Origin of the sequence: Psychrobacter fozii (assembly GCF_003217155.1) — a bacterium.
GTDB lineage: Bacteria > Pseudomonadota > Gammaproteobacteria > Pseudomonadales > Moraxellaceae > Psychrobacter > Psychrobacter fozii.
In genome coordinates this window covers 63,676-82,404 of sequence record NZ_QJSU01000005.1, presented here as the reverse complement: position 1 = coordinate 82,404, position 18,729 = coordinate 63,676, and the positions used below count along the sequence as shown (strand labels likewise).

Genomic DNA, 18,729 nt, shown 5'->3' with positions numbered 1-18,729 from the left:
TAAGGCAATTGAGATTCATTATCAATATAAATGATAATGATTTTTATTAACAAGGTAGACTCGGTTTGTTATAATTGTATTAATAAAAGAGCAATTATCTCAATTTATTATTGATAATAATTATCGTTTGCATTATTATCTACGCCATTCTATCTCAGTTAATTAATATTAGGGTGTTATGAGTTCAACGAATTTAGACGCGCCATCACCTAAGTTGACGCTTGCGACTATTGCGGTAGTTGTGGGATTGCATGTGCTGACGGCAGTAGCATTAGCGGCGGTCAAAACGCCTGAGATGAAAGTAGAACCAGAAAAGGTAACACCACCTATTGAGATAGAGCTGATTACGCCTCCACCACCTCCGCCACCTGTGGAGGTTGAAGAGATAAATCTGAAAGAAGATCCAGAGCCAGTCAGAGAGGTTAAACCTAAGCCAAAAGCGAAGCCAGTTGCTGCACCCAAGCCTAAAGTTGTTGAGAAAAAGCAACCAGTAGAGAAGCCTAAACCTGCCAAATTGACGCCGCCACCTGCTAAACAAGACACTACACCCAAAAAGAGCCCTGATACGCAAGCGGCTGATAAGCAGCTTGAAATATTGGCAGCGAAAGCAGCGCAAGCGAGAAGAGATGAGTTATTAGCTCAACAGAAAGAACGAGCCAATGCCAATGCACAAGCAATAAAAGATGCCGCTGCTGCACAAGCAATAAAAGATGCCGCTGCTGCTAAGGCTGCCGCCGATGCGCAGGCAAAAGCGGATGCACGGGCAAAGGCTGATGCAGAAGCCGCAGCTGCTGCAAGCAATACGCCACAGAGTTTTAGTGGTAGCGACGCATCATGGATAGTAGCGCCAGATTTTACAGGTATTTCTAGTAAATCCCAAACCTTGACGATACGGTTTACTGTGACAAAACAAGGTGTGATTCAAAGTATAAATGTTAGTGGTAAGGATCGAGATGCAGTTCGGGAAGTTAAAAGGAGAATGGGTAATAGTAAAATAAAGCCTTTTATAAGAGGCGGGGTAGCTGTCGTGGGTAACGTTACTATGTCAGTTGTTGTCCAATAAAGGTTTATATGAAGTCTACTACCTGATAGTTAGTATTATTTATTTATAAAAGTAACCTCAGTAAAAGTAATTTTCTGACAAGCAGCTTCAAAATCTATAACTATCTGTTTTAACTCTTATCATGATTTTAATTAATAGATGTATAACACGACAAAACGTATCAATACTAAGCCATAACACAAAAGACGAAGGAGTCTGACATGGACTTTATGCAATACTGGCAATATAGTGACATGGTGACCAAAACCTTGTTCTTTGTACTATTCGCTTTATCCCTTATCTCTTGGGTGACGGGTATCATTCGTGTACTACAAAGCCGTAAGTTGGCGGCGACGGTTGCCGATGATTTAACTCATCAAGTCCAAGCCAAACAGACTGGGTTGAGAGAAGTAGATGCGCCCACTCGTCGCTTGGTGATAGAGCAGGCGTTGCTCAAACATATCGGGCGCTATCGCTTTTCTAGTGAGCGTGGTCTGCCTATCCTTGGTACGACGGCAGCGATTGCACCGTTTATTGGTTTGTTTGGTACCGTATGGGGTATTTTTCATGCGCTGCATAATATCGGTACGAGCGGACAAGCAGGATTGGGTCAAGTAGCAGGGCCAGTCGGTGAGGCTCTTATCATGACAGGCTTGGGTATTGCGGTGGCTATTCCAGCAGTGGTCTTTTATAACCTCGCTGTGCGTATCAATCGCCGTGTAATGTATCATGCAAATGATAGAGCGCATGACTTGCTGGCGGATTCTGCGAATATAAAAGCAGTAGCGAGCACGCAGCCTACCGAGCAAGTAACTTCATTGAAAAGCTCAGCTGACACCCAAACGAGCAATACCACTAAACAGTATCGTAATGTGTCTACTTCGCAGTTATAGACGGTATCATGGGATAGCGACGGTTACCTTTAGCGGGTAACAGTGCTTCCTATCATCGTATAAGTAACGATGAGATAAACAGTGAAGACAATTACTGACTAAGCACACATAGTAAGCATATATTGAGAGTAATTATGGCATTTCAGTTAGGTGATGATGACGTCCAAGGCATGAATGAGATGAACCTCATTCCGCTTATCGATGTCATGCTGGTTTTGATGATTATCTTTTTGTTGACTGCGACCGTTCTTAATCCGACTGTTCCGCTTAACCTGCCGGAGACGAGTGCACAAGTCAATGAACCACCACCAGAAGCGATTCAGATCAGTATCGATCAGGATGCAGGCGTGTTTTGGGACAGTGATCCTATCACGATAGAAGAGCTAGATAAGCGCTTGCAACAAGAAAGTGCGCAAGGCAAAAACCCTTCTATTCAGCTGCGTGCGGATAAAGAAAGCAAATATGATACGGTTGCACAAGTACTGGCATCTGCCAGCGAAGCAGGGCTGACCAAGATAGCCTTTGTCAATGAATAAGGTGAGTGTATAAATGGTGGGATCGTCATATGACGATTGTTAGATAGCCAACCATTAGATAGGTAGAAAGATAGGTAGCTAGTATAATAATAAAATAAAAATAATAAACTTTTCTCCAACCTCACTGAGTACTTAAACCTCAAATTAAGTACTCAGTGAGGTTTTCTTTTTTACCAGCGATGCCCCAGTGGGCGATATCTGCGATCAAAGTGACCATATCCGAAAGGATAAGGTGAGCGTAAATAGTCCAAATCTTGCTGGCGGATATAGTAGTAGCGTCCTTGTGAGTAGGCTTCTTCTAACTTCTCGATACCTTCAAGTGGACAGACCGCTTGCCACTCATAACCTTCGCGGCCGAGTTTGTAAGCCGTGAGCTCGGTGCAGTAATTTTTGAGCCCTTGCTGGCGCCCCTGTTCCCACTGTATCCGATTGGGTGTCGCACCGCCTATACTTGCACAGCTACCTGCATAGTGGCCGAAATAAGCGCCTGAACGGCCACGGCTGCCATCTGTATAGCCGACTTCTTGCCAGTTACTGGCTTGGCATTGCTGCGGTGTGAGGCTTTGAGTGGTTGCACAACCTGATAAGGTCAGTAATGCAGCACCGACCAGTGATATAGAGATACCGGATTTACTCATGACTTTATTGATCAAATTGTGAGAAATATCGGTAGTCGATGCGTTTCGCTTAATAAGATAATTCATAATAAACCTGCGCGCATTTAAAATTATGGTTTATCATAGCACTTTTTGCGGCTGACCACTTTTTCTATCTTATTATTAGGCTGGCTCTCAGTGCTACTAAGTAGTTGATATATCAATATATATAGTGGTGATACTGTGGCTTAAATGAGTCACCGTTGAATGGCTGCTAGCTCATCATGCTTGATTTTTCGTGGTTCGTGCTCATTATAAGCATCTATATAGTATTACTTTAATTCAGTCAAAAGGTCAGACCATCATGGGCATATTTATTGGCGTTCTCATTGTACTATTTGTATTAGGGAGTATGATGGCGCTCAAACCGAACGGTATCGATCAGCGCTTGGATAGACTGCGCATGACGGCGCGTCGGTTACAGCTCAATCCAAAACTGGTTGCTTGTCCTGATTGGATTAAAGGCAAAGACAACGAGTATGGCCGTGGCATGATGGGTCAATATTGCTTGGTGCTAGATGACACGCAATTGCCGCATACACGTTATCAAGTGATTGATGGTCAGTGGCGTCCAGATAGTAGTTTTGTCGATACGACGAGAGATACGACCAAACTCACTATTCCAAGTGCCATTCGTTCCAATTATGGTCATGCGGATACCACGGTCAAAAAAACCAATTTTAGCTTGGATAAAGTACCACTCGATTTGCCAGTCAGTATTGAGCCGTTTATAAAAGGCTTATGGACCAAAGCCAATAGCATTATTATTTATTGGGAAGATATCGCTTATGTACGTCCATTAAGCAATCCTGCTTATCATCACTCATTGATTGAAAAAGACCTGCTAGCGTTAAAAGAAAATTTGGAAAAATGGGCTATAGAAGTACAGAAAACTTAAGCAGGGTAGTAAATGATTTTTTAATCTCCATTAATAACCAATATGCAAGCGCTTTTGATAGACTCCCAGTCATTTTCAGTTGACAGTTTAGCGCTTAGCAGTGTAACGTCTTTATAACTATATCTTTATATTATGGTTATTGTTTGTTTTATAACTGTTTTTATGAGTAACTATCAGCGCCATGGTCGAATGTTTAATGCGCCTCAATACAATAATTCGCTGAGCTATTATAACCAATTATTATAAATTGCCATGCCGCTGAATTTATTCTTACTTTTAATTTACTTATATTATGGTGTCGTAAAATATGGCAAAAACCGCAGCCAAAAAAAGTACAGCAACTACTGCTGACAGCCCAAAGGGTAAGTCTTTGGTGATCGTAGAATCACCAGCCAAGGCGAAAACTATTAATAAATACCTTGGTGATGACTTTATTGTACGCTCAAGTATTGGTCACGTTCGTGATTTACCAGTTGGTGCGAGCAAGAGCGCCAAAAAAGCAGCAACGACCAAAAAAGATGAGAGCCTAAGCAAAGAAGAAAAAACCCAGCAAGCCCTAGTAAGGCGCATGGGCGTAGACCCAGAGCACGATTGGGCAGCAGTCTATGAAGTATTGCCAAACAAAACCAAAGTCATCAAAGAGCTAAAAGCGCTAGCCAAAGACGCTGACAAAATCTATCTCGCAACGGATATGGATAGAGAAGGGGAAGCAATCGCTTGGCATCTAAAAGAAGTCATTGGCGGTGCTGATAGTAAGTATGAGCGTGTGGTCTTTAACGAGATTACCAAATCTGCTATCCAAAATGCCTTCAAACAACCATCCAAGCTTGATATTGACCGCGTCAATGCTCAACAGGCACGGCGCTTTCTGGATCGTGTGGTTGGTTTTATGGTATCGCCACTATTGTGGCAAAAAATTGCGCGCGGTCTGTCAGCAGGTCGTGTACAGTCAGTCGCCATGCGTTTGGTGGTTGAGCGTGAGCATGAGATTCGCGCTTTTATTCCAGAAGAGTACTGGCAGATTCATGCAGACACGCATATTGCCAATAGTAAAAAAGACGCTGAGCAAATTGGTATACGCCTAGAAGCGACCAAGCAAGGTGGCAAGACGCTTAAGCTGGTGAATAAAGAGCAGACTGATAAAGTATTAGCTATCCTTAATGCAAATGACTTTATCGTTAAAGAACGTGAAGAAAAACCAACACAGTCACGTCCTAGTGCACCATTTATCACCTCAACATTGCAACAAGCCGCCAGTACGCGATTAGGATTTTCAGTTAAGAAAACCATGATTTTGGCGCAGCGCTTATATGAAGCTGGTCATATCACCTATATGCGTACCGATTCGACCTTTTTGTCTGGTGATGCACTAGCGGCGGTACGTGGTTATATCGAAGACAGCTATGGCGCAAAGTATGTGCCAGAAAAGCCAAACTTTTATGGTAATAAACAAGGCGCACAAGAGGCGCATGAGGCCGTTCGACCTTCTAACGTCAATATGAAGTCTATTCAGCTTAAAGGGGTTGAGCGTGATGCAATACGCCTATATGAGCTGATTTGGCGTCAGTTTGTGGCTTGCCAGATGCTACCAGCAAAATACCTGTCAGTGAACTTGTTTGTTGGTGCTGATGATGTTGAGCTAAAAGCCCGTGGTCGTACCATGGTGTTTGACGGCTATACCAAAGTATTGCCACCAGCCAAGACCGATGACACGCTATTACCTGATGTCAAAAAAGGCGATAAGCTAACGCTAGATAAGCTAGATCCGAGTCAGCACTTTACCAAGCCTGCACCTCGTTTCACCGAAGCCAGTCTCGTCAAAGAGCTTGAGAAAAAAGGTATCGGTCGTCCATCGACGTATGCTTCTATCATCTCGACCATTCAAGATCGCGGTTATGTGAAGCTTGAGAATAAGCGTTTATTCGCCGAAAAAATGGGCGATATCGTTACTGACAGACTGACAGCAAGTTTTCCAGATTTGATGGATTATACGTTTACGGCCGCATTAGAAGACAAGCTTGATCACGTGGCAGAAGGTGAGCAAGACTGGAAAGACGTACTTGATAATTTCTACGGCGAGTTCAAAACGACTCTGGATCGTGCTAAAGAAAAAGACGGCATGCGTCCAAATGATCCGACCGACGTACCAGACGTCCATTGCGATATTTGTGACCGTCCAATGCAGCTGCGTACTGGCTCTACAGGTGTATTTTTAGGCTGTACTGGTTATAATTTACCACCGAAAGAGCGCTGTAAAGGCACTAAAAACTTAATGCCAGTCGAAGCTTTCGCCAATCTCGATGATGCCGAAGGTGAAGAAGACGAAGCGGCCGAAGTCAAAGATTTGATGGAGAAAAAACGCTGTCCGAAATGTGGCACAGCGATGAACGGCTATATCGTGGATGGTGGTCTCAAGCTGCACATCTGCGGTAACAACCCTGATTGCGACGGCTATATTCTAGAAGAAGGCAAGTTCGAAGTACCGGGTTCAGATGCCCCTACCATCGATTGTAATAAATGTGATGGACAGATGGAGCTGAAGACGGGACGTTTTGGTCCTTACTTCGCTTGTCAGAAATGTGACAATACGCGTAAAGTACTAAAAACAGGTGAAGCAGCACCACCGCGTATGGATCCGATTCACTTACCAGAGCTGAAATCGGTCAAGCATGAAGACTATTTCATCTTGCGTGAAGGCGCGGCTGGAATGTTCTTAGCAGCGTCTAAGTTCCCGAAAGTAAGGGAGACACGTGCACCTAAGCTCGCTGAACTAAGAGAAATCAAAGATAAGATGGAAGATAAGTTCCAGTATCTATTCGAAGGCCCAGACGAAGATCCTGAGGGTAACGCAACGATTCTACGTTGGTCACGTAAGAAAAAAGAGCAGTATATCGGCTCTGAGAAAAACGGCAAAGCCACCCGTTGGGGTGTGTACTGGCGTAAAGGCGAGTGGGTAGAAGAATAAATGTTTTTCTATCGATAATAAAAAAACCCTCTTAGATTCTAAGAGGGTTTTTTTGATATCAATAATAGCCAAGCTCAGACACTATTAATTCTTTTCGATGATACCGCAAGCGACGCGGTCACCTGCGTTACCCGCTGGCTGACTGGTATAGTCATCGGTGCCACCATGAACGATAAAGGCTAGACGATTAACACTATATTTACCCGCTTCATTAGCAGATATTTTCTTATTTATATAGTTGATGGTCGCAACGCCATTTTCATTGGCGGTTAGGTTAGGTAGGTCGCCAGCATGACCATTCATATCGTCTGGGTTAGAGTGTGGCTTGTTGTCCGGATTGAAATGACCACCTGCCGCTTTACCCATATCGGCACAGCTGCCTGTTTCATGGATATGTAGCGCCACTGTCTGACCTGGCTTTAGGTTCATCAGCTTACCGTATACTTGTACGCCGTCATCAACTGGGCGTAAGAATACTTGACCAACTTCTTTTTTATCACCACTTACAGTGTGTATGGTTGATTTTAAAGTAGGTTGGCTCAAAGGGTTACCTGTTTGCATTTGGCCCTCTACTGTTTGGCAACCAGTCATCGCTAAAGCTGAACCACATAATAGAGTACTTGCAAGCATCATTTTATTCATTATTTTCTCCAATTGTTTTAGTCATTATTTTTAGTCGTCATTAAATTTCGAATATCTATGGTTATTGTTCTATTAAGACTCGTATCAATATTCGTTAACATCGGAGTTAGTATAGCCAAGGTAACCCTATAGTTATTCATCAAATGCGCAACAATCAGTTAATAAATGTAAGTATCGTATGGGTTTGAAAAACAGACTTAGCTAAATATTTTTTGAGATTAAACGAATTTAGATATATAAGCAGTACATTATTGAATAATAATTGAATGTTCCAAGAATAAATAATGAACATACATAAAAAAGCCGCCCATCATATGATGAGCGGCTTTTTAGAATCTGTCAGATTGAGCTAATAACAGAACACTTATTAACTGTGCAATGCTTTACCTTTAGTTTTATCGACCGTTACTTTAGCAGGCTTGATTGGAACTGGCATGCTCACCAAAGCAACCTTTAAGATTTCTTCAATCGTTGCGACTGGCTGAATGGTTAAGCCTTCTTTCACGTTATCAGGGATATCCGCCAAATCACGCTCATTGGTCGCTGGAATCAATACGTGCTTGATACCACCGCGATGTGCTGCAAGTAGTTTTTCTTTCAGACCGCCGATACGTAGGATTTTACCACGTAAGGTAATCTCACCTGTCATTGCAATATCTGGACGAATGGCGATGCCTGTCAAGGCAGATACTAGTGCTGTCGTCAGTGCACCACCAGCTGATGGGCCATCTTTCGGCGTGGCGCCTTCAGGCATATGCACATGGACGTCTGTTGTTTTAAATGTCTCATAGTCAATGCCTAAGCTTTCACCGCGAGCACGAACCACACTCATAGCCGCGCGAATCGACTCTTTCATGACATCGCCGAGCGAACCCGTAAAGCTAAGCTCGCCTTTACCTTTCATGGCGACTGCTTCGATAGTGAGTAGCTCACCACCGACTTGCGTCCATGCCAAACCAGTAATACGACCAATCTCAGGCTCTTCTTCAGCCAGACCATAGTCATATTGATGGACACCAAGATAATCATCGATGTTTTTGTCATCGACCACGATTAGCTGACGTTCTGCTTTTTTAGGAGCACGAGCGCCATGTGTCTCAACTGAACCGCGAACGACTTTGCGACAGATTTTATTCACTTCGCGCTCAAGGTTACGCACACCTGCTTCACGCGTGTAACTGCGAACGATGCTGTGCAGCGCCGCTTCGACAATCTCAATCTCACCCTCTTTGAGACCATTATTCTTAATCGCTTTTGGCACCAGATACTTCTGTGCGATATTTACTTTTTCTTCTTCGGTATAACCTGGCAGACGAATAACTTCCATCCGATCAAGAAGTGCCGCTGGAATATCCATGCTGTTTGCCGTACAGATAAACATCACTTGCGACAAGTCTAAGTCCATATCCAAATAATGGTCGTTAAACGTATCGTTCTGTGAGGGATCTAACACTTCAAGCAATGCTGATGCTGGATCACCGCGGAAATCTTGCGCCATCTTATCGATTTCATCCAATAAGAATAGCGGGTTTTTGACTTCGACTTTGGCCAGTGACTGAACGATTTTACCTGGCATCGCACCGATATAGGTACGGCGATGACCACGAATTTCCGCTTCATCACGCACGCCGCCAAGCGCCATACGCACAAACTTACGACCCGTGGCACGTGCAATCGACTCACCCAATGAGGTTTTACCAACACCAGGAGGACCGACGAGACATAGAATCGGGCCACGAAGTTTTTTCACACGTGATTGCACGGCGAGATATTCTAAGATGCGGTCTTTTACATCTTGCAGGCCATAATGATCTTCGTCTAATACGGTTTTGGCTTTGTCTAAATTGATAGATACTTTGGTCGTCGCATTCCACGGCGTGTCCAAAATCCATTCAATATAGTTGCGTACGACTGACGATTCACTCGATGCAGGTGGCATCATCTTGAGCTTCTTAAACTCTTGCTCCGCTTTTTTGCGGACATCTTCTGGCAAGTCAGCATCTTCTAAGCGCTGCTCAAGCTCAGCGACATCATCATCACCATCGAATGCGCCGTCATTCATATCTGACAGCTCATTTTTGATGGCTTTCATTTTTTCGTTTAAGAAGTACTCGCGCTGATTCTCTTCCATTTGCTGACGGACAGCTTCTTGGATATCTTGCTCGATATTTTGCTCAGCACTTTGTTTGACCAAGTATTCAGTTAAGGTATTTATATGCGTTTTGATATCGTCTTTTTCTAAGAACGACTGTTTGATATCAAGATCCATCGACACACGAGTTGAGATGAAGTAGACCAACTCAAGTAGGTCATCGATGCGTTTGGCCACGCGCGTTAGCTCACGGGCATTACGCAGACGTGCATCAGCATAGCTTTCAAACAATGTAGTCAGCGCTTGAATGGTGTTCTTTTGCTGACTCTCATCCATACTGACATCGAGGTCAGCACGCTCAAATCTCGCCATCAATAACGTGTCGTGGTCTTCTATGTTGTCAACGCGCGCACGATACTGACCTTCGATTAATACCTTGATGCAATTTTCATCGCTGTCATGCGGCATGGTGCTGACGATGCGGCATACCGTACCGTATTGATATAAGTTGTCTTGATCAATGTCTTCGGTCAGCGAGTCTTTTTGCGCCACGACCAGTACTTTATTACCGTACTCAGCCTGTGCCAGCTCAACGGCTTTGACCGATGGCGCACGGCCTACGAACAAGGCAATTTGCATATGTGGATAGACGACCACATCTCTCAATGCCAATAAAGGTAAGTATGTATCGTCTTCAACGCTGTCTTTAGCATTGTCGTCTTCACTAGTACTGTCTTCGCTATCGTCGTCTTTGGCAGTATCTTCGTCTTGTGTAATATCTTCGATACTGTCAGACGCTGTCTCTAACTCGCTTTCTGACGCATGACTAGACAAGGTGTCTGGCTGGTTATCATCAGCAACAGTAGATGAAACGTCGACATCTATGTCGATATTGTCTTGGGCTATTTTATGTTCACTCATATTTTTTTCCTCGTTCACCAGACTTGTAAAGTCAAGTTCGTGGTTCATGTTTAGATAAATGGTGCTCGCAGATAAAATTGCAAGGCTTATCCTCAAACTCACCTGCTTAACGGTGCAAAACACTCATATCTGGCTGAGCATAAAGGGTCATGTGGTTATGAGCTTAATGCGTCACTGGTGATAATCAGTATATCGGAAGTAGCCATACAGGAGTCATAGAAAGCAGGTATAACGAACTTTTATAGAGTACTTATAAATAGCATCCATCAAATATCTATTGGGTTCTACGCATAGGTTTTATAGGCAAAATAAGGTAAACTATCGCGCGTCTTAAACGGTGTGTTTTAGCATAGAATGCTCTAGAAACCCATTAGAAAAAATCGTTTTTGAGACGATGGTGATATCCATAAATCATGAGATATCTATACGTTTAAATTGAACCAAAGCAAATACAATACGAGGCAACACATGGCAATCAATGCGGTACTGCTGGCAGTCATCATCATGTTAGGGCTGTCACTTGCGCGAGTGCACGTGGTGCTCAGTTTATTAATTGGTGCGCTGGCTGGCGGACTGATAGCGGGTCTTGGTATCACTGAGACTTTAGAAGCGTTTCAAGAAGGCATCCGCAATGGTGCAGAGATTGCACTGTCGTATGCGTTACTTGGGGCGTTTGCGGTCGCAATTGCTCATTCAGGATTGCCACAGTCACTGGCAGGATCCGTCATCAAACGTATTGATGCGGGCGGCACCAGTGGCATGATTAAATACATGCTGTTTGCAGGCTTGATTACCATGAGCTGCTTTAGCCAAAACCTAATTCCTATTCATATCGCCTTCATTCCTCTGTTAGTACCGCCACTGTTACTCGCATTCAATCGCATGCACATTGATAGACGTCTGATTGCTTGTTTGATTACCTTTGGTCTGGTCACTACCTATATGTTTATTCCATATGGCTTTGGTGATATCTATCTCAATCAAATCATGCTCAAAAACGTGGGCGAGGCGGGCATTGATGTTAGTGGCATCTCTGTCACTAAAGCGATGGCGATACCAGCCTTAGGCATGTTTATTGGTTTGCTGATTGCTGTCTTTATCAGTTACCGTAAGCCACGCGCGTATCAACAAGTTGCGATAGATAAAGAGGCACATGATGCGGTCGTAGAGGGTGATGCATTGAGCAAAACGGCGGCTGATGCACAGTCCCAAAGCAAGCTAAAGACGCTGGTTGCACTGGTAGCGATTGTGACTGCCTTTGTCGTACAACTTTATACCGATTCGCTATTACTAGGTTCGATGTTTGGTTTCGGTGTCTTTATGGCTACCGGCGTGGTCAAGTGGCGTGAAGCCGATTCGGTCTTTAATGACGGTATCAAACTGATGGCGATGATTGGCTTTATTATGATTACTGCGCAAGGGTTTGCGGAAGTCATGAAAGTAACTGAGCAGATTCAGCCATTGGTCGATGGTGCGGCGTCATTGTTTGCGGGTAATAAAGCGATTGCTGCATTTATTATGCTATTGGTTGGTCTCATTGTGACCATGGGTATCGGTTCGTCATTCTCGACCATTCCTATTTTGGCCGCGATTTATGTGCCGCTGTGTATCTCGTTAGGGTTTTCGCCATTGGCTACTGTAGCGATTATCGGTACGGCTGGCGCGCTGGGTGATGCGGGTTCGCCTGCGTCAGACTCGACATTAGGGCCAACCTCTGGTCTAAATATCGACGGTCAGCATGACCATATCAAAGACAGCGTGATACCGACATTCTTGCATTACAACATTCCGCTACTGGCGTTTGGTTGGATTGCGGCGATGGTATTGTAGGTTGCTTTAGCTAAAACGCAATTCTATAAAAAGCTATCGTATAGATGGCTTTTTTGTTTTAAGGTGGGAATAGAAAATAGTGCATAAAAAAGGATGGATTTATGAAAGTTAAAGAACACATGAGTGCAACTCAGCTGAAAAATATAATTAATGACAGAAAGCATCTGAATGAGAAAAAAGTAAGATATTTATTCATTTTCCTCGAGAAGTACTTAGAAAACATTACGCCACCCGAAACCTTTGAAAAATCACGCTACATATATCATACCGATGACGCCATCTTTTATGCGATTGCTTATGGTCGTCCTGACCCTTATCATCGTTTCGCGTTTTTAAATGACAAATTTATCGTAGGTGTAGGGGTTGGCTACTATCATCTTGAATTAGACTTTAGAGGTAATATTAATGAACCAACCGATAAAGATAAAAAGGAAGTCGTTAACCAGTTATTTGACATTGTCGAAAATGCAGATGTTTTTTTACTTGAATGTATGACTAGAGACAACACAACTCTTGAATTTGTAGGGGTATAACATGAATATTGACAATGTCAGTATCTCATTTTGAGTGTAATTAAAGTATAGTGAACCAAAAATAAATTGATGATAGTTATTGGTGCACCCTACTCAAATCAGAGACCATCTTCATCAAAATCTTTTATCTCACTGTTTAAACCATTCAAAAACTCATCGCTTTGCGCTAATGTGCCAATAGCTCGTTTAAGTATTTCTCGTTAATCACAGTTGCCAAATCATTAGCCCAAAAGGAACTCTATTCATCATGTATTTACTACAACGCAAAACTAAGATTTTTAGCACACTCATTACTGTTTTTTGTCTCACTTTACCATTACATGCTAATGCCGAAGATTCATTGGTTGACGCTGTCAAAAGTGCTGAAAATGAATTGGGTGCTCGAATCGGTCTAGCTGTGCATGATTTAGAGACTGAACAACGCTGGGAATACAGATCGGATGAACGCTTTCCTTTAAGTAGTACCTTTAAAACCCTTGCTTGTGCCAACGTGCTACATAATGTTGATGTAGGTCAAGAAAAAATCGATAGAGTCGTTAGGTTCTCGAAAAGCAACCTTGTCACCTATTCTCCTGTGACAGAAAAACATGTCGGCAAAAAAGGCATGTCTCTTGGCGAGTTGTGTCAGGCAACACTATCAACCAGTGATAACTCAGCGGCTAACTTTATTCTGCAAGCCATCGGTGGACCTAAATATCTCACTCAGTTTTTGCGTTCTATTGGGGATGATACAACACGACTTGACCGCTGGGAAACCGAACTGAATGAGGCAATACCGAAAGATAAAAGAGATACCACCACACCAATGGCAATGATCACGACACTTGAGAAATTAATGCTTGGAGATACATTGTCTACAGAGTCTCGTCAACAACTGCAATCTTGGCTCAAAGGTAATGAAGTTGGTGATGCGCTTTTTCGTAAAGGCGTTCCTAGTGATTGGATCGTAGCAGACAGGACAGGGGCTGGCGGTTATGGATCACGTGCGATTACGGCGGTCATGTGGCCTCCCGGTCGCAAACCTGTTATCGCGGCTCTATACATTACAGAGACTGATGCCTCGTTTGAAGATAGAGACGCTATGATTGCAAAAATCGGGACAGAAATAGCAAAAACAGTGTTAGTAGAGCATCCTCTTAAATAATCTAGTAATAACAAAAGGCGAATGTAATTACTATCTATAATATTTTCTATGCCCGCCTTTTTTTCGTTTTTCTTTATTACTCAATCAATGTAATTTTTAAAAATCTTCATCAAAATCTCTCAACTCACCGCTTAAGCTACTCAAAAACTCATCGCTTTGGGCTAGCAGTTTATTGAGACGATCTTCATTTATTAGCCGTGTCATCTCCTCAGAGCTAAAAGGCTGTTCTTGACTGTAGTAACGTAGCTCTCTAGCGTCCTCATTGCCTAACGTTTGCAAATACTCATCTACATGTTCAGCGCTAGAGTTAGCGTCCATCGTTTGCTTATCGTCTTTCATCAAAACCACCTTATGCCGCTTGGCGTAATTAAGCCATCTAATGGCACATCCCACGGTTGTCGCTGTAATTGTTCAACTACCTGAAAGTCATAACACCAGCCAATTTTTAATGGCTTTTTAGCACCCGACCGATAGCTGTTACCAAGCGTCGTATCATAGAATCCGCCGCCCATGCCCATACGGTTGCCGTGTAAATCGACTGCCACTAATGGACAGATAATGACGTCCAATTCTCGCGCCCAAAGTAGCCGACGATGATGGTTTTGCTTCATACCTAACCGATGGATACGTGTCGGTATGTTAAGTAGCTTTGAATGATAAACAGGTACGAAGCGTAAATGTTTATCATCGCTGCCATTGCTGGCACGACCAAGCGAGCCAACGACTGGTAAGTAAGGAAAATAGCCTAAGCGTTGACACCAGTCTAGCAGTGGCTGAGTGGGTAGCTCGCCAAAGCCATCGTAATATAAGCCAATGCGCGCATTCGTTGGCAATCGCTGTTGTAACTTCGGCAGATGCAGACTCGCTGCTTGCCCTAAATTTCTACGCGCACTTTCAGTTAATTGACGGCGATGGCGAGTAAAGTGTCGTCTGGGTGGGTTGCTAACGGCTGATTCCTTTGACGCTACGTTTTTTGGTTCAGGATGCATATCTATACTATCCACTAGTTTATGAGTTTGATGATGACAGCTGTTTTTAGACGTTAGCAATGGCTATTTGTCAATATTCAACGGGTCGTAGTCATGCTATCATAACGCCACTTTATATCGTATTTTCCTTTAAGTGCAGCAGGTGTTGCATTTTTTATGGCTCAGCCACACAACAACAAACCATCAAAGAGGGTAGTTATGTCGACACAGAATCAGGCAACTCGTACCGAAAAAGATACCATGGGCAACGTGGAAGTCCCAGCTGACGCTTATTGGGGTGCGCAAACTCAGCGTAGCCGCGAAAACTTCAAAATCGGTGGCGAGACTTTGCCACGTCCGATGATTGAAGCAATGGCATTGGTCAAAAAAGCCGCTGCAATCACCAACGCTAGCCTAGAGCGTATCGACGCTGACAAGCGCGACCTAATCGTACAAGCCGCTGACGAAATCATCAACGGTGGTCTAACGGATCAGTTCCCATTGGTCGTATGGCAGACAGGTTCTGGCACACAGTCAAACATGAACATGAATGAAGTACTAGCCAACCGTGCCAACGAAATCGCTGGTTCTGAGCGCGGCAGCTACACGCCAATTCATCCAAATGACCATGTAAATCATGCACAGTCTACCAACGATAGCTTCCCAACAGCGATTCGTGTGGCTGCTGCTCGTCAAATCAATAGCTTATTGATTCCAGCGGTAAAAGCACTGCGTGATACGCTAGCTGCTAAAGCCAAAGAATTTGATAGCATCGTAAAAATCGGTCGTACGCATTTACAAGACGCTACTCCATTAACGCTAGGCCAAGAGTTCAGCGGCTATGTTAGCCAACTGGATCACTCATTGGTACGTATTGATAACGCGCTACAAGGTCTATATGAATTACCACTAGGCGGTACTGCGGTTGGTACTGGTCTAAACGCGCATCCTGATTATGCCGTAACCGCTGCTGAGCAGTTAGCGACTTTGACTGGCTTGCCATTTGTCACCTCACCTAACAAATTTGAAGCACTAGCAGCTCGTGATGCTGAAGTATTTGCATCAGGCGCATTGAAAACGCTAGCAGCCAGCTTAAACAAAATCGCTAACGATGTACGTTGGTTGGCATCTGGTCCTCGTTGTGGTCTGGGCGAATTGACGATTCCTGAGAACGAGCCAGGCTCTTCTATCATGCCGGGTAAAGTGAACCCAACTCAGTCAGAAGCATTGACGATGGTTGTCGCTCAAGTCATGGGTAACGATGTGACGATCAGCATGGCTGGTGCATCAGGTAACTTTGAGCTAAACGTCTATAAGCCAGTGATCGCGTTTAACTTGTTGCAATCTATCAAACTATTGGGTGATGGCTGCAACAGCTTCAACGAAAACTGTGCCGTTGGTATCGAGCCAGTAAAAGACAAAATTGATGACTTCTTGCACAACTCATTGATGCTAGTGACTGCATTGAACCGTCATGTTGGTTATGAAAATGCTGCGAAAATCGCTAAAACTGCTTATAAAGAAAACAAAACCTTAAAGCAAGTTGCGGTTGAGTTAGAGCTGCTAACTGAAGCGCAGTTTGATGAGTGGGTTATTCCTGCTGATATGGTCAATCCTAAGTAAGCAGTAGACCAAGCAGTAGATCAAGTAGTGACCTGCTACGGCGTCAGACTTGCTTAATGTACGCTAAGTACCATTTGCACTTGTCTTTCTGGTAGCAGCGTCATATTTGTGACACTGAGAATTTATAAATAAAAAAGACAATAACCTAACTCGGAGTAAACAATGATTACCCATGTACCTGATATGACTTTTAAAACTCGTGTTCGTGATGACTCTATTGGAGGAGACAACCCGTTCACATGGTATGACCTAACCACAGATGAGTTATTTGCCAATAAAAAAGTGGTTGTGTTTTCTCTACCAGGCGCCTTTACGCCAACTTGTTCGACCAGCCATCTCCCTCGTTACGAAGCACTTTATAATGAGTTTAAGGCATTAGGCATAGATGAAGTAGTTTGCATTTCTGTCAATGATGCGTTCGTCATGTACCAATGGGGTCTAAAGCAAAACCGTGAAAACGTTTTCTTACTTCCTGATGGTAATGGTGAGTTCACTCGTAAAATGGGCATGCTTGTTGATAAGAGTAATGTTGGCTTTGGTATGCGCTCATGGCGTTATTCGATGGTTGTCGACAATAAAGAAGTTAAGAAAGTGTTTAAGGAAGCCGATTTTGGCGACAACTGTCCAATAGACCCATTTGAAGTATCAGATGCAGACACTATGTTAGCGTATTTAAAAAGTAATGCTTAGATTCCGTTGAGAAGTTAGAAATAAAAAAGACCTTGTCACTTCTTATATTAGAATGTGGCAAGGTCTTTTTTTTGCTTTCTGATTTGGCTAGGTTTTTTTATTCATCCAAACCAGTAGGATGCTATAGCAGTTAGAGCTATATTAGACCCCTTTATTTTTAAGCGAATATAAAATGATAGTAAATCTGCGTGACTATATAAAGCAATTCACCAAGACTCAACAATTTGGAATTTATATAATATTTTTTTTAATTTATCTGGGTTTGTTTATGAAAATTTGGGGCTTTAATATGATAACTGATAAGTTAGCCGAAGATTCAAGTAATTTCAAACAAGGATGTATGTATTATGAAAATACATTTATTGATAAAAAAATAAATATGAAGATTTTGACTGTATCTATAGATGGCTATAAAGGTAAAGATATTCATATTTTTGCGAGTAGCTTTCCTCGTAATAAAAACTGGAAAGGTAAAGATTACAAGGCTTTCGACAGTTTTTTAGAGACTGAAAAGAACAAGTGCCATCCTATAGAATATATAGAGATTCCTTTATTAATAGGACGTAAGATTTTTATCTACAATTATTTAGGTAATTTTGGCAACACTATGAGTCCCTCCAATACCATCAAGGACTGATACTATGACGATTGTTAAAAATAGAGTATTAAAAAAAAGACCTTGCCACATTACGCGACAAGGTTTTTTTATGCTTATGAATTTTGATGAAGAGGATGCGACAAAAACATAGCTTTTACGCAAAGTAAGGAGTGTTAGATAGGTATATTAGGAGCTATTAGATCAAACAACCATTGCTCCAGTAGAATAGGTAAGGATAACTCATGAGCCTTGATCATACTTGTCCCAACCCTCCAACACTGTCTAAAATAGCTCTGTACGTGTGGCTACTATCTCTATGTTTACCTGCGCTACATTACGATGGTGAAACCTATTTTGGTTATGAGACTTTAGTAATGGGTATTCTATTTGGTTGGGTCGGTTTAGTATTCCAAGCTTATAGTAACCTCACTTTTTTGCTAGCTATATACCTGACGTTTCGCCATAAAAACCCGATTAACCTTGCCGCTTTTACTTTTATGCTTGGGTTATCTACTTTTTTTATCACAACCATAGTAGCAACAGGCGATAAAGGAATTCATGATTCAGAAATCGAACTGAAAGTTTGGGGATTCGGGTGTTGGATTGGCTCATACATATTATTATTCATAAGTACGGTTTGGCGCTTCTATTTAGAGCGAAACTTAAATAAAGTACGATAAAAAAGCCAGCAGAGCGTT

17 protein-coding genes are annotated in these 18,729 nt (G+C 42.8%); 12 read left to right on the top strand and 5 right to left on the bottom strand.

The features are described from left to right. Positions 1–178: 178 nt before the first annotated feature. The 3 genes from DFP82_RS07790 (at position 179) to DFP82_RS07780 (ending at position 2,471) form a co-directional block, all read left to right on the top strand. Positions 179–1,063, top strand: a complete 885-nt coding sequence (locus tag DFP82_RS07790) for a hypothetical protein (RefSeq protein WP_110923173.1) — start codon at positions 179–181, stop codon at positions 1,061–1,063. 200 nt (positions 1,064–1,263) lie between these two features. Continuing rightward, positions 1,264–1,935 (top strand): MotA/TolQ/ExbB proton channel family protein, encoded by a 672-nt coding sequence (locus DFP82_RS07785; protein ID WP_110923172.1) that lies wholly within the window; start codon positions 1,264–1,266, stop codon positions 1,933–1,935. Between the two features lie 134 nt (positions 1,936–2,069). After that, the gene (locus DFP82_RS07780) at positions 2,070–2,471 is read left to right on the top strand and encodes an ExbD/TolR family protein (RefSeq protein ID WP_110923171.1); all 402 of its coding nucleotides are present in this window, start codon (positions 2,070–2,072) and stop codon (positions 2,469–2,471) included. A gap of 170 nt (positions 2,472–2,641) precedes the next feature. On the opposite strand, the gene DFP82_RS07775 is transcribed toward DFP82_RS07780, so the two are convergent. Continuing rightward, complete coding sequence (locus tag DFP82_RS07775; RefSeq protein ID WP_227680910.1) at positions 2,642–3,175, bottom strand: DUF2799 domain-containing protein; 534 nt, start codon at positions 3,173–3,175, stop codon at positions 2,642–2,644. A 256-nt stretch (positions 3,176–3,431) separates the two neighbouring features. Here DFP82_RS07775 and DFP82_RS07770 point away from each other — a divergent pair, with 256 nt between their 5' ends. Beyond that, positions 3,432–4,025 (top strand): hypothetical protein, encoded by a 594-nt coding sequence (locus DFP82_RS07770; RefSeq protein ID WP_110923170.1) that lies wholly within the window; start codon positions 3,432–3,434, stop codon positions 4,023–4,025. Between the two features lie 307 nt (positions 4,026–4,332). Beyond that, positions 4,333–6,990, top strand: coding sequence for a type I DNA topoisomerase (topA, locus tag DFP82_RS07765; protein WP_110923169.1), 2,658 nt, complete (start codon positions 4,333–4,335; stop codon positions 6,988–6,990). Positions 6,991–7,074: 84 nt separating this feature from the next. Here the strand turns inward: topA and DFP82_RS07760 are convergent, their stop codons facing one another. Both DFP82_RS07760 and lon read right to left on the bottom strand, forming a co-directional pair. Beyond that, positions 7,075–7,632 (bottom strand): superoxide dismutase family protein, encoded by a 558-nt coding sequence (locus DFP82_RS07760; protein ID WP_110923168.1) that lies wholly within the window; start codon positions 7,630–7,632, stop codon positions 7,075–7,077. Between the two features lie 367 nt (positions 7,633–7,999). Next, positions 8,000–10,645 (bottom strand): endopeptidase La, encoded by a 2,646-nt coding sequence (gene lon, locus DFP82_RS07755; protein ID WP_245905676.1) that lies wholly within the window; start codon positions 10,643–10,645, stop codon positions 8,000–8,002. Between the two features lie 468 nt (positions 10,646–11,113). On the opposite strand from lon, the gene DFP82_RS07750 reads away from it, so the two are divergent. The 3 genes from DFP82_RS07750 (at position 11,114) to blaCARB (ending at position 14,152) form a co-directional block, all read left to right on the top strand. Then, positions 11,114–12,475 (top strand): Na+/H+ antiporter family protein, encoded by a 1,362-nt coding sequence (locus DFP82_RS07750; protein ID WP_110923167.1) that lies wholly within the window; start codon positions 11,114–11,116, stop codon positions 12,473–12,475. A 101-nt stretch (positions 12,476–12,576) separates the two neighbouring features. Further along, the gene (locus DFP82_RS07745) at positions 12,577–13,008 is read left to right on the top strand and encodes a hypothetical protein (RefSeq protein WP_110923166.1); all 432 of its coding nucleotides are present in this window, start codon (positions 12,577–12,579) and stop codon (positions 13,006–13,008) included. Between the two features lie 247 nt (positions 13,009–13,255). Next, on the top strand, positions 13,256–14,152 hold the full coding sequence (gene blaCARB / locus DFP82_RS07740; RefSeq protein WP_110923165.1) for a CARB/PSE/RTG family carbenicillin-hydrolyzing class A beta-lactamase: 897 nt from the start codon (positions 13,256–13,258) through the stop codon (positions 14,150–14,152). Positions 14,153–14,248: 96 nt separating this feature from the next. Here the strand turns inward: blaCARB and DFP82_RS07735 are convergent, their stop codons facing one another. Both DFP82_RS07735 and DFP82_RS07730 read right to left on the bottom strand, forming a co-directional pair. Beyond that, the gene (locus tag DFP82_RS07735) at positions 14,249–14,491 is read right to left on the bottom strand and encodes a hypothetical protein (protein WP_110923164.1); all 243 of its coding nucleotides are present in this window, start codon (positions 14,489–14,491) and stop codon (positions 14,249–14,251) included. Continuing rightward, positions 14,491–15,141: a 5-formyltetrahydrofolate cyclo-ligase gene (locus DFP82_RS07730; protein ID WP_110923163.1), complete on the bottom strand. Its 651-nt coding sequence runs from the start codon at positions 15,139–15,141 to the stop codon at positions 14,491–14,493. The genes DFP82_RS07735 and DFP82_RS07730 overlap by 1 nt, the downstream gene beginning before the upstream one ends. Before the next feature lie 198 nt (positions 15,142–15,339). Here DFP82_RS07730 and fumC point away from each other — a divergent pair, with 198 nt between their 5' ends. From fumC to DFP82_RS07710, 4 genes are all read left to right on the top strand, one after another. Then, on the top strand, positions 15,340–16,743 hold the full coding sequence (fumC, locus tag DFP82_RS07725; RefSeq protein WP_010196317.1) for a class II fumarate hydratase: 1,404 nt from the start codon (positions 15,340–15,342) through the stop codon (positions 16,741–16,743). A gap of 162 nt (positions 16,744–16,905) precedes the next feature. Then, positions 16,906–17,433, top strand: coding sequence for a peroxiredoxin (locus tag DFP82_RS07720; RefSeq protein WP_110923162.1), 528 nt, complete (start codon positions 16,906–16,908; stop codon positions 17,431–17,433). Positions 17,434–17,701: 268 nt separating this feature from the next. After that, positions 17,702–18,070 (top strand): hypothetical protein, encoded by a 369-nt coding sequence (locus DFP82_RS07715; RefSeq protein ID WP_245905675.1) that lies wholly within the window; start codon positions 17,702–17,704, stop codon positions 18,068–18,070. A 203-nt stretch (positions 18,071–18,273) separates the two neighbouring features. After that, a complete protein-coding gene (locus DFP82_RS07710) occupies positions 18,274–18,711 on the top strand; it encodes a hypothetical protein (protein ID WP_110923160.1) in 438 nt (145 codons plus the stop codon). Positions 18,712–18,729: the final 18 nt, after the last annotated feature.

What these genes read in the sequence shown, in the direction of transcription:
- DFP82_RS07790 (WP_110923173.1), top strand. Translation starts at nt 179, where the DNA reads ATGAGTTCAACGAATTTAGACGCGCCATCACCTAAGTTGACGCTTGCG.
- DFP82_RS07785 (WP_110923172.1), top strand. Translation starts at nt 1,264, where the DNA reads ATGGACTTTATGCAATACTGGCAATATAGTGACATGGTGACCAAAACC.
- DFP82_RS07780 (WP_110923171.1), top strand. Translation starts at nt 2,070, where the DNA reads ATGGCATTTCAGTTAGGTGATGATGACGTCCAAGGCATGAATGAGATG.
- DFP82_RS07775 (WP_227680910.1), bottom strand. Translation starts at nt 3,175, where the DNA reads ATGAATTATCTTATTAAGCGAAACGCATCGACTACCGATATTTCTCAC.
- DFP82_RS07770 (WP_110923170.1), top strand. Translation starts at nt 3,432, where the DNA reads ATGGGCATATTTATTGGCGTTCTCATTGTACTATTTGTATTAGGGAGT.
- topA (WP_110923169.1), top strand. Translation starts at nt 4,333, where the DNA reads ATGGCAAAAACCGCAGCCAAAAAAAGTACAGCAACTACTGCTGACAGC.
- DFP82_RS07760 (WP_110923168.1), bottom strand. Translation starts at nt 7,632, where the DNA reads ATGAATAAAATGATGCTTGCAAGTACTCTATTATGTGGTTCAGCTTTA.
- lon (WP_245905676.1), bottom strand. Translation starts at nt 10,645, where the DNA reads ATGAGTGAACATAAAATAGCCCAAGACAATATCGACATAGATGTCGAC.
- DFP82_RS07750 (WP_110923167.1), top strand. Translation starts at nt 11,114, where the DNA reads ATGGCAATCAATGCGGTACTGCTGGCAGTCATCATCATGTTAGGGCTG.
- DFP82_RS07745 (WP_110923166.1), top strand. Translation starts at nt 12,577, where the DNA reads ATGAAAGTTAAAGAACACATGAGTGCAACTCAGCTGAAAAATATAATT.
- blaCARB (WP_110923165.1), top strand. Translation starts at nt 13,256, where the DNA reads ATGTATTTACTACAACGCAAAACTAAGATTTTTAGCACACTCATTACT.
- DFP82_RS07735 (WP_110923164.1), bottom strand. Translation starts at nt 14,491, where the DNA reads ATGAAAGACGATAAGCAAACGATGGACGCTAACTCTAGCGCTGAACAT.
- DFP82_RS07730 (WP_110923163.1), bottom strand. Translation starts at nt 15,141, where the DNA reads ATGCATCCTGAACCAAAAAACGTAGCGTCAAAGGAATCAGCCGTTAGC.
- fumC (WP_010196317.1), top strand. Translation starts at nt 15,340, where the DNA reads ATGTCGACACAGAATCAGGCAACTCGTACCGAAAAAGATACCATGGGC.
- DFP82_RS07720 (WP_110923162.1), top strand. Translation starts at nt 16,906, where the DNA reads ATGATTACCCATGTACCTGATATGACTTTTAAAACTCGTGTTCGTGAT.
- DFP82_RS07715 (WP_245905675.1), top strand. Translation starts at nt 17,702, where the DNA reads ATGAAAATTTGGGGCTTTAATATGATAACTGATAAGTTAGCCGAAGAT.
- DFP82_RS07710 (WP_110923160.1), top strand. Translation starts at nt 18,274, where the DNA reads ATGAGCCTTGATCATACTTGTCCCAACCCTCCAACACTGTCTAAAATA.